The sequence below is a fragment of the Deltaproteobacteria bacterium genome, assembly GCA_019308925.1.
Taxonomy (GTDB): domain Bacteria; phylum Desulfobacterota; class B13-G15; order B13-G15; family RBG-16-54-18; genus JAFDHG01.
The window spans coordinates 1-12,830 of the sequence record JAFDHG010000017.1; the positions used below are offsets into that span (position 1 = coordinate 1).

Consider the following 12,830-nt stretch of genomic DNA (forward strand, 5'->3'; position numbering starts at 1 on the left):
AAGATGTTATGTTATCCTAAGACCCTCTAAAAGTCAATGTTTTTACTGAACTTTCTCGCTATTTTAAAAATTATTTCTATCAAATTAAGGGGTTTTTGCAGTAGAATCAAAATTTAGGAAGGTCCCTTTGCTACTAAAGCTAACTTTGTTCAGAAGCAATAATATGGCAGAAAAACGCAAACCAAGATGGGGGTGGGATCGCAGTGGATTTTACTCGTTCAATTATTTTTCCGAATCTCTGGCATTTGGATGCTGAAAAAGCCCTTTCAAGTACTGACGAATACCGAGGTTCAACATTGGTCATTGACCTAAAGCCAAAACAGCACAAAACGAATGTCTCTCTATGAAGTTTTGGATGTTTGGGGATATTCTTCCTATGGTTGGACGCCCATTCTGTTACATCTGAGCGGTTTGTTTGTTGACGAAGATCCAGCTTCTGTGAACCGAAATGACTTCACTATTTCTGACAGTGAAATTGACGGGCCAATATACGAGGTGCTTTACCTTGATGGCTCCGTTGAAAATGACGAGATAGTCGGAACTTGGAACGCACCACCGGCAAGCCTTACAAATGCTGCACTTCTGTGGCCAGGAACACTGAAATACTTTGTGCAGTGCATTCGAGAACGTACACCTGATGTAATAGACTTCTAATAAGTATCAAATCATTCCAGCGGATGGCTAAACGCCACCACTGAATTCAAGCGTTAATCAGGGGAAAAGGAGGGACCCCTCTAATACTCTGATATATAACGTCCTTAAATAATGTAATAACGTGGCTGCGAGATTACGGAAGAAAAAGGAGCCGCATCTTTTATTGTTCTTGCTTCATCTTTCATTTAGAAATCTCTCATTTTCTTTTGAACTTGACCCCGACCAAACGCCTTTACAATCCCCTTTGAACACCCTATAATATTCCTGCAAACGTCAGTAAGAAGCATATATGACAATCTCAACAGTCTTTGACAACGAACGATATATCAAAGAGCAGACCGCTGAAATCCTGGAAAGGGTGAAAAAATTTAACAACAAACTATACCTGGAATTCGGGGGTAAGCTTTTATATGACTATCATGCCGCACGGGTCTTGCCCGGGTATGACCCGAACATAAAGATGCGGCTTTTACAACAATTGAAAGAAAAGGCCGATATCCTCCTCTGCATTTATGCTGGTGATATTGAAAGGAAAAAGATCAGAGCGGATTTTGGGATCACCTATGATTCTGATGCCCTTAAGATAATCGATGATTTAAGGGATTGGGGCTTAAGCGTACTAGGTGTGGTCATAACACGTTATGATAATCAGCCGGCTGCCAATCTGTTTAAAAATATGCTGGAACGCAGAGATGTTAAAGTCTTTACTCATCGTTTCACCAAAGGATATCCTACAGATGTTGATCTCATTGTCAGTGATGAAGGCTACGGGGCTAATGAATATATTAAAACGCAAAAACCCCTGGTCATTGTCACCGGTCCCGGGCCTGGCAGCGGGAAATTGGCCACCTGTCTATCGCAATGTTATCATGAATATAAAAGGGGCATAAAGGCAGGGTATGCTAAATTTGAGACCTTCCCTATCTGGAATTTGTCCCTAAAGCATCCGGTAAATGTGGCCTATGAAGCGGCCACCGCGGATATTGGGGACTTTAATTTAATTGACCCCTTTCATCTGGAGGCCTATCAAAAGAGGGCAGTAAATTACAATCGTGACGTAGAGGTCTTTCCGGTTCTTAAAAGGATTCTGACGAAGATTACGGGGAATGAATCATTTTATCAGTCTCCCACAGATATGGGCGTTAACCGGGCCGGTTTTGCCATAACCGATGATGAGGCAGCCCAAGAGGCGGCCAAACAGGAAATCATCAGACGATATTTTCGATACAATTGCGAATACCGGATGGGTTTTGCAAATAGAGAGACTGTTCAGAGAGTTGAACTTTTCTTAAAGGATTTTAATCTGAGTCCCGAATCCAGGCCTGTTGTTGAGCCGGCACGCCGAGCCGCTCTCGAAGCGCAACAGCGTGATAAGGGCAACGAGGGCATTTATTGCGGCGCAGCCATACAGTTGAAAGACGGTATGATTATTACGGGCAATAATTCCACTCGCATGCATGCTGCCTCAAGCCTGGTTTTACATGCAATTAAACATCTGGCAGGAATTCCTGAAAAGATAAAGTTGTTACCCCCCTATATCACTGATTCTGTGGGGAAACTTAAGATGGAAATCATGAATGAAAAGGCCCTTAGCCTTGATTTGGATGAGGCCCTTATCGCCCTCAGCATCAGCGCCACAACAAATTCGGCAGCTCAATTGGCTTTAGAGCAATTGAAGGAACTTCAGGGCTGCGAAGTCCATATGACCCACATGCCCACACCTGGTGATGAGGCAGGTTTAAGACGTCTAGGTGTAAACCTGACCAGCGACCCGAATTTTTCAACCAGCAACCTCTTTATACCTTGAAGGGAGAGGGAGTTTTAAACCCACTAACCGGTCAGCCGCTTCAAGGCCTCCAGGTATCGCTCCCTCGTCTTGGCCACGATCTCCGGCGGCAGCGGAGGGGGAGGTGGGCTCTTATCCCAGGGGAGGGTAAGGAGATAATCCCGCAAGAACTGTTTGTCGAAGCTGTGCTGAGGTCCTCCCGGTCGATATCCCTTGGCGGGCCAAAAGCGGGAGGAATCAGGGGTGAGGAGCTCATCGATGAGGACGAGCTCACCATCCCGCAGGCCGAACTCCATTTTGGTATCAGCGATGATGATCCCCTTGGCCTCAGCTATGCGGCGGGCCCGCCCATATATCCTGAGACTGATCTTGCGCAACCTTTCGGCCAATCCTTCCCCTACCCTCTCCTTCATCTCCTCAAAGGTGATATTGATATCGTGGGTCCCCATCTCCTCTTTGGTGGCAGGGGTGAAGATGGAGGTGGCCAGAGGTGCTGCTTCGACTAATCCCTCCGGGAGCCTTATCCCGCATACCTCCCCTTTTTCCTGGTACTCCTTCCAGCCTGAGCCTGCCAGATATCCCCTGATCACACACTCAATGGGGATGGGTTCGGCGCGGTTAACCAGCATGCTCCGCCCCTCCAATACCTCCGCATACCTGCGGCACTGCGGGGGGTAATCCTCCACGCGGGTGGAGATCAGGTGATGGGGTATCAGGTCCTCCATCTCCCGGAACCAGTAGGCGGAGATCTGGGTCAGGATCCTCCCCTTGTCAGGTATGGGATCGGCCATGACCACGTCGAATGCAGACACCCTATCGGTGGCCACGATTAAAAGCTTGTCACCCACCTGGTAGACGTCCCTCACCTTTCCCCGCTTGAGCAGGGGAAGGCCGGGAAAATGGGTATCTAAGATGACCTCCTTCACCTGGAATCGCTCCCTACCTTGGGGACTGACATACTTCCGTTCATCAGAAAAAGGACCTGGGCATGGGGCCCCTTCTCCTTTATGGCCGCCCTGAGGGCTTCCTGAAGGTCGCCCCATGGCCTAATAAAGGCCCTTTCCAGGATCGACGGATCCAGATCTGTCATCCCCCAAATACTTGCCGTCATGGCCAGCTCGGCGATCTTGGCCGCCTTGTGGTCTCCTAGGTGATAATCGCTGCCGATAAAAGAAAAAACCTTCCCAGGGGTCTCCGCTCGGCTCAAGAGTCTGTAAAATCCCTCATTTCCGATACCCATACGGCAGCGGGAGACCAAGATAAGGATCCCGCCCTCCTTGAGGGCCAACTTCCCATGCTCCAGGGCCTTCTGGGATTGATAGAGGTCGATGTCCATGGGGTAGGGGGCCACCGTCACCACCACCTCGGCCCGCTCCCGAACCTCCACGGAGAAGACCTCATCGGCCTTTTCCACCGCCGCCGCAAAGGTCCTCCCCAAGGAGCCACAAAAGGCGGCATAGATGCGATGGGAACGGTCCAACACCAACTGGAGGGAATAGATCTCCTTTCCCTGGAGGGATCCCATGGCCTCGACCAGATCCTCGTGGATGGGGTTTCCCCTCAAGGCCAGGGGGGCTGCTTCCTTCTGCATAGCCAGACGATGGTTTTGTTCTGTGGACTGGTATGCAGCCACCCCCGGAAAGAAGGACTTTCTTCCCCCTGTATAACCGGCGAAATAGTGAGGTTCCACCGAAGATATGGCCACCACCTTGTGAGCCTCGACTACCCGTCTGTTGAGGTAAAGCTGTGTCCCCCGGGAGGTGACCCCTAAAGGAACCATCTCGGACTCCTTCCTGGCGTCGTGGACCAAGATGTATTTTTTAAATACCTCGCCCCAGCGGCCAAAGATCTGCCGAAACTCCTCGGAGGTGGGAGGACGGTGGGTGCCGGTTGCCATGAGAAATTGTAGGGGATGTCCCTCTATCTCTCTAGAAAGGAGGTCGAGGACGCGCGCCGTGGGGGTGGGACGGGTGGCGTCGTTGACCAAAAAAAGGACCTGGCAGCCATCGGCCAAGAAATCTCCCAGTATCCCGACATCGATGGGGTGTTCCAGGCTCTCCTCCAAGACCTCTTTATCCTCTCGCTGCGGGACTTCATTGGGGGAGATGACCCCTGTCAAGTTCTCATCGGGGACATCGACCAGGAGCCAGCTCTGCCCATAGGGTACCCTGATCTCCATTACTCCACCTTCAGGCTACGCATGCGGTTGATGGCCCCGGCCATTTCAAAGATCCTGGGCATGGCGAGGTTACCCACCTTGTAGGGGAGGAGGCAGTCGAGCCCCCTCTCCTGCACATCCCTCATCACCAACTCCATTCCCTCCTTTAAGGAGCCAGACCGATGCAGGCATTTCTCAGAGTAGTAATGGATCATCAGGCCGATGACCCTGGTCTGACTCATATCCACCAACTGTTCAAGATAAGAGAGGTCTATGCTGGTGGTCCCGTAGAGGATGGTCCTGAGTCCCTTGGCGTCTATCTTGACCTCCCTTTTGCCCCGGCTAGGGTCAAAGCTGGTGCTCAGGGGACGCCGTGGGGTAACTTCACCAAAGGCATCCCCCCCTTCGTCCTTCCTGCGGCTGGCGTGCTTGGCGGCGATCTCCTTGGTCTGCTGGGTGACACAGAGGGGTTTGTAGTTGTCCATCATGATGACGGTATCAGCCACATCGAAGTAGTCACCAGAACCCCCCATGACCAGGATGGTGGAGACCCCTAGATCGACATAGAGCTTATGCACCTTATCAACGAAGGGGGTGATGGGCTCCTTATCCTTGGCCACCAACTCTTGCATCCGTTCATCCCGCACCATGAAGTTGGTGGCCGAGGTGTCCTCATCGATCAGCAGGACCTGGGCCCCAACCTCCAAGGCCTCCATGATGTTGGCTGCCTGAGAGGTGCTACCGCTGGCGTTGTCGGTGGAGAACCTCACAGTATCCTTGCCGAAGGGGAGGTTAGTGATGAAGGGGCTGATGTTCACCTTCTCTATCAGGCGGCCATCCTCCGCCCTGATCTTCACAGCCGCCCTGTTGGTCACCACGTATTCCCTCCCATCATCAGGGATGTGGTTGTAGATCCCCCGCTCGATGGCGTTCAGGAGGGTAGATTTTCCGTGGAACCCCCCTCCTACAATGAGGGTCACCCCCTTGGGGATCCCCATCCCCTTGATCCTGCCCCGATGGGGGAGTTCCATTTCCAGCTCCAGTTCGAAGGGAGGGCTCAGGGGTATGGCCCCTGTTTCCAGGGGCCTATCGTCCACCCCGCTGCGCCTGGGCAACACCGATTCCCCGGCCACAAAGGCCACCAGACCCTTCTCGTCCAACAGCCCCCGCATCACCTCCTGGTCCTCTGCCACATCGACATGCCTCTGGACCCCTTCCTGATCGATGCTCCGGTAGAAGAGGGATCCATTCACCACCCTGGGGATCTCCTCAAAGAAGATTCCCAGGGCCTCCCTCCCCAAGATGGTCCGGCCGGCCGCGGGGAGCCCCACCACAAAACGGACCTCCAGGTCCCGGCCATCGATGAGGACCGCATTCCTCTCCAAGATCTCCTGTCCACCCACATCGATATCGACCAGGCCGCTTTTGCCCATCCCGCGATGTCCCTTGGTCCAGCGGCGGATGGCCTGATGAAACTGGCGGGCTAGGTAATCACAAAAGGCAATCCGGCGCAGCCTCTTTCCCCATAGGTCCCGGGGGAAACCAGCCCTCTCTACAGGGAGCCTCACCCTCACCCGGGAGGGGGCGGCAAAAGGATCCCCCTGTACATGATCAATGATCAGCCAATAGGGGCCGAAGTCGTACTCCCCCTTGATGTCTTTGTAGGCCTTATACCCCCGGCCGTCGATGCGATTGATGATCCGTCTCAGATCCTCTTTTGTCATCGTTTCTTCCCACCTCGGTCTTGATCTCGCAGAGGCTAACAAAAAGAGGGGGGAAATCAAGGGCTTCCCCTCAGAACAACCTCCCCCATACCTCCCGCAGGTCCCTCACCTTTATCAGCTCCATCTCCCCTAAGGCCCTCACCCCCTCAGCGGTGCTGCGGGGGAGGACACACTGCTTAAAGCCCAAACGGGCCGCTTCCCGGATCCTCATCTCTCCATAACCCACCCCCCTCACCTCTCCGGCCAGCCCCACCTCGCCGAAGACCACCATGTGGGAGGAGATGGCGCTGTCCAGGTGGCTGGAGGCCACCGCGATCACCACACCCAGATCTACGGCAGGCTCCTCGATCCTCAGCCCCCCGGCCACATTGACGAAGATGTCTTGTTGGGAGAGGTTTATCCCCACCTTCTTCTCCATCACGGCCACAAGGAGAGATAACCGGTTGTAGTCCACTCCCATGGCCATCCTCTTGGGGATGGCAAAGGCCGTGGGGGCCACCAGGGCTTGGATCTCCACCAGAATAGGCCTTGTCCCCTCTATGCTCGCCATCACCACACTCCCTGAGGTCCCCGTGGGCCTCTCGGCCAGGAAGATCTCCGAGGGGTTCGCCACCTCCTGCAGCCCTTGCTCCTTCATCTCAAAGACCCCGATTTCATTGGTGGAGCCAAAGCGGTTCTTCACGGCCCGCAGGATGCGGTAGGGGCTGTCTGCACTCCTCTCCATGTAGAGAACGGTATCGACTATATGCTCCAAGACCCGTGGGCCGGCGATGGCCCCGTCTTTGGTTACATGCCCCACCAGGAAGGTCGCCGGTCCCAACCCCTTGGCCAGATAGGTCAACCTCCCCGAGGTCTCCCGCACCTGGCTGATGCTCCCCGGGGCCGATCCCAACTGGGAGGTGTAAATGGACTGGATGGAATCAACCACCAATATTTGGGGCTTGAGCTCTTCGACATTCTGGATGATCCGCTCCAGGGAGGTCTCAGCGACCACGAACAGCTCCTCGGCCAAGGCCCCCAGGCGCCTGGCCCGAAGTCTGGTCTGTCTTAGGGATTCCTCGGCGGAGACATAGAGACATCTTTTACCTTGCGAGGCGAGGTCGTGGAGGCACTGAAACATGAGGGTGGACTTCCCGATCCCCGGATCCCCTCCTAGAAGGACCACTGAGCCCACCACGGTACCCCCGCCCAAGACGCGGTTGAACTCCTCCAGGCGGGTGCATAGCCGTACTCCCTCCTCCTCTTCCACCTCCGCGATGGCACGGGGGGATTCATCTGTTGACCAGCGCTGCCTCACCTCCTGCACAGCGGCCTCCTCACCGACGAGCTCTTCCACTAGCGTCCCCCACCCCTGACAATCGGGACACCTCCCCAACCACTTGGGAGATTGATAACCACACGTTTGACAGATGAAGACCGTTCTCGGCTTGGGCATCTCCCTCACTCCTTGGGGACAAATTTCTCTATGGCCTCTTTAAGTTGCTGGCGGGCCTCAGGAGAGTACCACTGCTCCAGGAACAGCCTTTCCTCTTCCTCCAAGTATGACAAGACCTGGGCCTCTATGGCCCGCACTCGAAGGCGTTTGTCTAACGCAAGGGCATCCAGAGGCATCTCGCCCAAATCCTTGACCTTCTTCACGGCTGCCGATACTACCTCCTCCAGGGGAAAGACCTGGTCTACCATCCCCATCTGGAGGGCCTCCTGGGGGGGATAGAGCTCACCAAAGTAGACCACCTCCCGGGCCTGGCGCTCCCCCAGCAACTGCCGCAGTATACAATCGGCCAAATAGGTAATGGGCACCCCCAGCCTGATCTCGTTAACCCCCATCAGTCTGCGCCCCTCGGCCATGAAGCGATAGTCAATGCAGAGGGCCAAGATACATCCCCCGGCCGTCGCATGTCCTGTAAGGGCGGTGGCCGTGGGCTTAGGAAAGGTGTAGAGGTCCAGACAGAGGAGGTTGTAAGCCCGGAAAAAGGCCGCAAACTCCTGAGGAGGAAGGGGAAAGAGTTCGGGCAGATCGAACCCGATGGAGAAGAACTTGTCGTTGGCGCTGGTAAGCACCAGGCCACACACCTGGGGGTCATCTTTTACCCCCTGCAGGGCCTCGCCCACCTCCTGTAGGACCTGCAGGTTGAGAGCGTTGATGACCCCCCTGTTCAGCTTCAACAGGGCTACCCCATCCTGCTGCTCAAGCTGTATGAACTCCATCCCTCTCCCTTGCTCGGTATCAACGACTGAATCACCTCCCTATTCCACCAAAGAAGTGGGGGTTTGTCAAATATTCATCTCGACACCCGAGCAGAACTATCCCCCTCTTGTTACCACCCCCTTTTGTTGCTACAATGAGGGCGAAACCCATGGGGAATTATAGGGAGGCGAAGATGACAAAAGAGGAGTTTTTCCACGACTGGCTGGTCTCCTATCTCCAGAGGAGGCTGGCGAGGGACTACAAGGAGATCCTGGCGAACTACCAAGGGGAAGAGAGGCATGAATTTAAGGGTCACTATCCCGATCTCATCCTGGCCAATCATGGAATGGTGCTCGCCATTATGGAGGTGGAGACGGAAGGGAGCATCACCCCGAAGAGGGCCGAGCAATGGAAGGAGTTCGCCGGGCTGGGGGTGAAGCTCATCCTCATGGTCCCGGCCCATGCAAGGCCCAAGGTCATGGAGCTGGTATGGCAAAAGGGACTGGCCGACAAGGTGGGGGTGGGAAGCTACGAGATCAATATTAAGATGTAAGGTTCTTTCCCCAAAAAGTTGCTAAAAAAGGGCCCCCTGATAAATATTTCACTTGACCCCTTGAATCCTCTAAATTCCACCAACTACATGGGAGAAGATCCAGATGTATTTACTTATCTTAAGACCTTCTACGCTTCTTTGTGCGAAGCAGACTCCACGTCAGACCACCGTAGAGTACCACACAACCGAATATCAACATGATCCAGGCCCCGGTGCTCATCTACTCCCTCCTTCTTTTCCCCTTGCCCTCATTAAAACAAAGGAGAGGATGACTATCCCCACAACTATCGCCCATCCCCCTATGATGAGGGCCCACATAGGATAACCCTCATATGCCTTCTTGACCTCTCCACAGAAGCTGGTGATGAGTGTGGCACCCAATATTATCGGGGTAACTATCTTAATCATGTAATCCCACCAGACCCCCACTCTGATTTCAGAGACGGAGTTTAGGAACCTCCTGAAGGGCTTCGTACCGAAGACGAACCCAATGACAATCACCTCTGCCAGTCCTATTGCCGGGAGGCCATAGTTGTTTATCCAGTGATCGACGATATCCAACCAATATATTCCCCCCCTGGAGGTGTACAGTAGGCCGATGAGGAAGGCCACAAGACAGATCACAAAGGCAACCCTCTCTCTCCGAACCCCCCACTTGTCGATCATGGCCGTGACATCAGCCTCCACCAAGGAGAACAGGGAGTCCACTGCCAGGGTTAAAAGCATAAGAAAGAAAACGGCCCCAAAGAAGGCAGCGGCAAAAGGTAACTTGGAGATGGCCGTGGGGATGGTGACAAAGGCCAACCCTGGGCCGGCCACGGCCACCTTAGAGATATCAACGCCGGTGACGTGCGCCAGGTAGCCAAGGGTGCTAAAGATGGCAAAGCCGGCGAAGAAGCTGGTACCACAATTGGCGAAACTGGTGATAAAGGCATTATTGGTCACATCGCTATCGTTCGGTAAATAACTAGCGTAGACGATCATGATGCCCATGGCAAGACTCAGGGAAAAGAATATTTGGCCATAGGCCGCCAGCCAGACCTTGGGTTCCAATAGCTTGGAAAAGTCAGGGGCAAGATAAAAGTTGAGACCATCTACTGCCCCCGGCAGGGTTATACCCCTCACGACCAAGATAGCGATTAATATGATAGGGAGGGGGACGGTCGCCATGACCACCTTTGCGACCCGACCAATCCCTTTATAGATGATAAGATATATGACCACCCACGTGATCAATAAGCCTAACAGTATCCCCATGGGGATACCACCGAGCTCGGCTGGTCCCCCTGTCCTCTGTAATACCTTTGTCACAAAGAATCCACCTGCATCCTTCCCCCAGGCCAACGTAAAGGAGTGATAAAGGTAGTTCCAACACCATGCCATGACCACCGCATAATAGGTGATGATCACAAAGGCGGCCAATATGGACCACCATCCAACCCATTCCAGCCCTCTTTTTATCTTAGAAAAGGCCACATGGGGTGCCCCCTGCATCTTTACCCCCAATGCATACTCCAACATCATCAGGGGGATGCCGGCAGTGAGCAGGGCCACAAAATAGGGGATGAGAAAGGCCCCACCCCCATTGGCATAGGCGATGTATGGGAAACGCCAGACGTTCCCGAGCCCAACGGCAGAACCTATCGCCGCCATCAAAAAATAGGGCCTACCCCTCCAGTTCTCCCTTCGCTCAGCCATGGTCGCCCTCCCTCCAGAAAATTGAATAGATGTTTATTAGGTTCTTCTCCAAAAAGTTGCTAAAAAGGGGCAAAGGATTTATCTCATAGGGTTCCAGGGGTCAAGGGGCCCAGGGTTCTAGTGAAAAGAGAAACCACTTGAATCCTTGAACCCTTGAATCCTCTCAATTCTACCAATTAAATAGGAGAAGATAACAATTATCTTTCCTCGATCACTAACCTGAGAGGTTCAGGGTGCTCCCTGCCGAGGAGAGGATAAATCGATCTCCGAAGACCTCCCGCAGCCTCCGCTGTGACTCCCAGCCGGTGCAGTGCATGGGACAGATGACCTGGGGGGAGAACTCCATGAGGTGGTCCAGAGTCTTGGGGAGGGCCTCCGCCATCCCCGGCCCTGTTAGGTGGAACCCCCCTAAGATCCCGTAGACCTTCTCGATCCCCGAAAGCCTCACCCCGTAGAGGACCGAGTTGACGATGCCGGCATGGGCACATCCAGAGACCACTAGAAGGCCCTTCCCCTGCACGTGAAAGTAGAGGGACATGTCGTCCCGCAACTGGTCCTTTAACCTTTTCCCTTCCTCCTCATAATAGGCGCCGGGCAGCCCCCGCTCGAAGTCAGTCACCCGTGGTATCTCCCCGGAGATGAGACATCTTCCCTCCAAGATCGACTCCGGACCCTGGAGGACTTTTACCTTTGCACCGTGGCCCTCCATACGCTCCCTCTCCACCCGGGGGAAGTAAAACCCCTCACCCGAAGGGAGGGATAAGTATCTGCGCTCCAGGAGGGCGTCTCCATGTAGGTAAAGGGCAAAGGGCCCTTTTCTCCGCTCCAGGAGGGCGTATAAAGCCCCTAGATGGTCGTGGTGGCCATGACTGAGGACACCAAAGGGGATGCTATCTGGGTCAACCCCCAGGACCTCCATGTTGTGGATGAGCCCAAATGCGGTGAGGCCGAAGTCCATGATAAACCTCTCCCCGTCGGCATCGATGAGGAGGGAGAGGCCATGCTCTGCTACCGGGTTTTTGGTCATCTGCCCTCCTTTTACCAGGGGTGGCCTCTGCACCCGATCATCAGAGGGGAGCAGGACGTCGATATAATTATCAATAAGGATAGTGATCTTGACCTCTTTTATGGGTTTCAGATCGATCATTTTCAAAACCTCCTAAATAAGGATTTTCTTCAGCATCAGCAGTCTATCTTTGGATAGAACTGATGTCAATTAAATTTGAGGATAGGCAGACCCTCTTTCCCAATAATTAGAAACTAAGGAGTGAAGAATTAGAGAGGTTATTAACGTTGCGCTATGAGCAGCCTTGATCCCTTTCCCCATTTTCTGTTCTCCATTAAGCTTATCAATAACTTTTATAATAGCTTGAAAGGTTAAATCCTGTGCGAGAGAAGATAGTACTGGAACTGATAACACTTGACAGGAATCCCTATGTTGACCATATTATCATACTGAAAAAAAGAAAGAATAAGTGGCAGGATGTCTATTACATCGACCGACTCTTTGACCGTACTGTATCCCCTGTCCTTGATGAGTCAGCCTTCATCTACTGCCAGGTAAACCACACGTAATAAAAAAGGAGAACCCGCATTTTATGCTACTCAAACTTTTTCTCGCATTTACCCTGATTCCAGTCGCCGAAATCTACCTGCTCATCAAAGTCGGCTCCTCCATCGGCGCAGTTAACACGGTGATACTTGTCATAGTCACCGGTTTTGTGGGAGCATACCTGGCCCGTTTGCAGGGTATGCAGACCATGTTCCGGGTTCGTTCCAGTTTGCAGCAGGGGATCATGCCCGCCGAAGAGTTGGTGGATGCCCTGCTCATCTTCGTGGCCGGGGTCGTCCTACTCACGCCAGGTTTTCTCACCGATGCGGCCGGACTGCTCCTTCTTTTTCCCAAGACACGCTACTACTTTAAACGGTTGCTAAATCAGAAACTCGATCAGTGGATCGAAAATCAAGACATCAATGTGACCCGCTATCCGTAACAAGCCCCTCCTCCTATAAAACACTTTCTGCGAAAAAAAGAGCTAACCCTGACAGCACCCCTTTTCCCCCGCAAG

At 53.3% G+C, this 12,830-nt stretch carries 13 protein-coding genes; 5 read left to right on the plus strand and 8 right to left on the minus strand.

All coding sequences use genetic code 11. The features are described from left to right. Window positions 1-333: 333 nt before the first annotated feature. Both JRI46_04175 and JRI46_04180 read left to right on the plus strand, forming a co-directional pair. The gene (locus tag JRI46_04175; GenBank protein ID MBW2038780.1) at window positions 334-654 is read left to right on the plus strand and encodes a hypothetical protein; all 321 of its coding nucleotides are present in this window, start codon (window positions 334-336) and stop codon (window positions 652-654) included. Between the two features lie 289 nt (window positions 655-943). Next, window positions 944-2,461: a DUF1846 domain-containing protein gene (locus tag JRI46_04180; protein ID MBW2038781.1), complete on the plus strand. Its 1,518-nt coding sequence runs from the start codon at window positions 944-946 to the stop codon at window positions 2,459-2,461. A 23-nt stretch (window positions 2,462-2,484) separates the two neighbouring features. Here the strand turns inward: JRI46_04180 and JRI46_04185 are convergent, their stop codons facing one another. The 5 genes from JRI46_04185 to JRI46_04205 all read right to left on the minus strand — a co-directional run bounded on the left by JRI46_04185 (window position 2,485) and on the right by JRI46_04205 (window position 8,530). Continuing rightward, complete coding sequence (locus JRI46_04185; protein ID MBW2038782.1) at window positions 2,485-3,366, minus strand: phosphoribosylaminoimidazolesuccinocarboxamide synthase; 882 nt, start codon at window positions 3,364-3,366, stop codon at window positions 2,485-2,487. After that, window positions 3,363-4,619, minus strand: coding sequence for a nickel-dependent lactate racemase (gene larA / locus JRI46_04190; GenBank protein MBW2038783.1), 1,257 nt, complete (start codon window positions 4,617-4,619; stop codon window positions 3,363-3,365). Before larA ends, JRI46_04185 begins: the two co-directional genes overlap by 4 nt. Next, complete coding sequence (locus JRI46_04195; GenBank protein MBW2038784.1) at window positions 4,619-6,322, minus strand: ABC-ATPase domain-containing protein; 1,704 nt, start codon at window positions 6,320-6,322, stop codon at window positions 4,619-4,621. The genes larA and JRI46_04195 overlap by 1 nt, the downstream gene beginning before the upstream one ends. 70 nt (window positions 6,323-6,392) lie before the next feature. Then, window positions 6,393-7,757 carry a DNA repair protein RadA gene (gene radA / locus JRI46_04200; protein MBW2038785.1) on the minus strand — a complete coding sequence of 455 codons (1,365 nt, stop codon included), beginning with the start codon at window positions 7,755-7,757 and terminating at the stop codon, window positions 6,393-6,395. 5 nt (window positions 7,758-7,762) lie between these two features. Next, entirely contained in the window at window positions 7,763-8,530 is a 768-nt protein-coding gene (locus tag JRI46_04205) for an enoyl-CoA hydratase/isomerase family protein (protein ID MBW2038786.1), read from the minus strand. Window positions 8,531-8,703: 173 nt separating this feature from the next. Between JRI46_04205 and JRI46_04210 the strand changes: the two genes are divergently transcribed. Further along, complete coding sequence (locus tag JRI46_04210; GenBank protein ID MBW2038787.1) at window positions 8,704-9,063, plus strand: hypothetical protein; 360 nt, start codon at window positions 8,704-8,706, stop codon at window positions 9,061-9,063. A 118-nt stretch (window positions 9,064-9,181) separates the two neighbouring features. Here the strand turns inward: JRI46_04210 and JRI46_04215 are convergent, their stop codons facing one another. The 3 genes from JRI46_04215 to JRI46_04225 form a co-directional block, all read right to left on the minus strand. Further along, window positions 9,182-9,283 carry a MetS family NSS transporter small subunit gene (locus JRI46_04215; protein MBW2038788.1) on the minus strand — a complete coding sequence of 34 codons (102 nt, stop codon included), beginning with the start codon at window positions 9,281-9,283 and terminating at the stop codon, window positions 9,182-9,184. Continuing rightward, entirely contained in the window at window positions 9,280-10,761 is a 1,482-nt protein-coding gene (locus JRI46_04220; protein ID MBW2038789.1) for a sodium-dependent transporter, read from the minus strand. Before JRI46_04220 ends, JRI46_04215 begins: the two co-directional genes overlap by 4 nt. A gap of 214 nt (window positions 10,762-10,975) precedes the next feature. After that, the gene (locus JRI46_04225; GenBank protein MBW2038790.1) at window positions 10,976-11,908 is read right to left on the minus strand and encodes an MBL fold metallo-hydrolase; all 933 of its coding nucleotides are present in this window, start codon (window positions 11,906-11,908) and stop codon (window positions 10,976-10,978) included. 239 nt (window positions 11,909-12,147) lie between these two features. Between JRI46_04225 and JRI46_04230 the strand changes: the two genes are divergently transcribed. Together JRI46_04230 and JRI46_04235 are read left to right on the plus strand one after the other, a co-directional pair. Further along, window positions 12,148-12,336 (plus strand): hypothetical protein, encoded by a 189-nt coding sequence (locus JRI46_04230; protein ID MBW2038791.1) that lies wholly within the window; start codon window positions 12,148-12,150, stop codon window positions 12,334-12,336. A gap of 23 nt (window positions 12,337-12,359) precedes the next feature. Further along, on the plus strand, window positions 12,360-12,755 hold the full coding sequence (locus JRI46_04235; protein ID MBW2038792.1) for an FxsA family protein: 396 nt from the start codon (window positions 12,360-12,362) through the stop codon (window positions 12,753-12,755). Window positions 12,756-12,830 lie beyond the last annotated feature (75 nt).

Bases quoted from the DNA above. Each gene is read 5' to 3' on its own strand.
- JRI46_04225 (MBW2038790.1), bottom strand. From the start codon at position 11,908: ATGATCGATCTGAAACCCATAAAAGAGGTCAAGATCACTATCCTTATT.
- JRI46_04220 (MBW2038789.1), bottom strand. From the start codon at position 10,761: ATGGCTGAGCGAAGGGAGAACTGGAGGGGTAGGCCCTATTTTTTGATG.
- JRI46_04235 (MBW2038792.1), top strand. From the start codon at position 12,360: ATGCTACTCAAACTTTTTCTCGCATTTACCCTGATTCCAGTCGCCGAA.
- JRI46_04180 (MBW2038781.1), top strand. From the start codon at position 944: ATGACAATCTCAACAGTCTTTGACAACGAACGATATATCAAAGAGCAG.
- JRI46_04205 (MBW2038786.1), bottom strand. From the start codon at position 8,530: ATGGAGTTCATACAGCTTGAGCAGCAGGATGGGGTAGCCCTGTTGAAG.
- JRI46_04210 (MBW2038787.1), top strand. From the start codon at position 8,704: ATGACAAAAGAGGAGTTTTTCCACGACTGGCTGGTCTCCTATCTCCAG.
- larA (MBW2038783.1), bottom strand. From the start codon at position 4,619: ATGGAGATCAGGGTACCCTATGGGCAGAGCTGGCTCCTGGTCGATGTC.
- JRI46_04175 (MBW2038780.1), top strand. From the start codon at position 334: ATGTCTCTCTATGAAGTTTTGGATGTTTGGGGATATTCTTCCTATGGT.
- JRI46_04215 (MBW2038788.1), bottom strand. From the start codon at position 9,283: ATGAGCACCGGGGCCTGGATCATGTTGATATTCGGTTGTGTGGTACTC.
- JRI46_04195 (MBW2038784.1), bottom strand. From the start codon at position 6,322: ATGACAAAAGAGGATCTGAGACGGATCATCAATCGCATCGACGGCCGG.
- radA (MBW2038785.1), bottom strand. From the start codon at position 7,757: ATGCCCAAGCCGAGAACGGTCTTCATCTGTCAAACGTGTGGTTATCAA.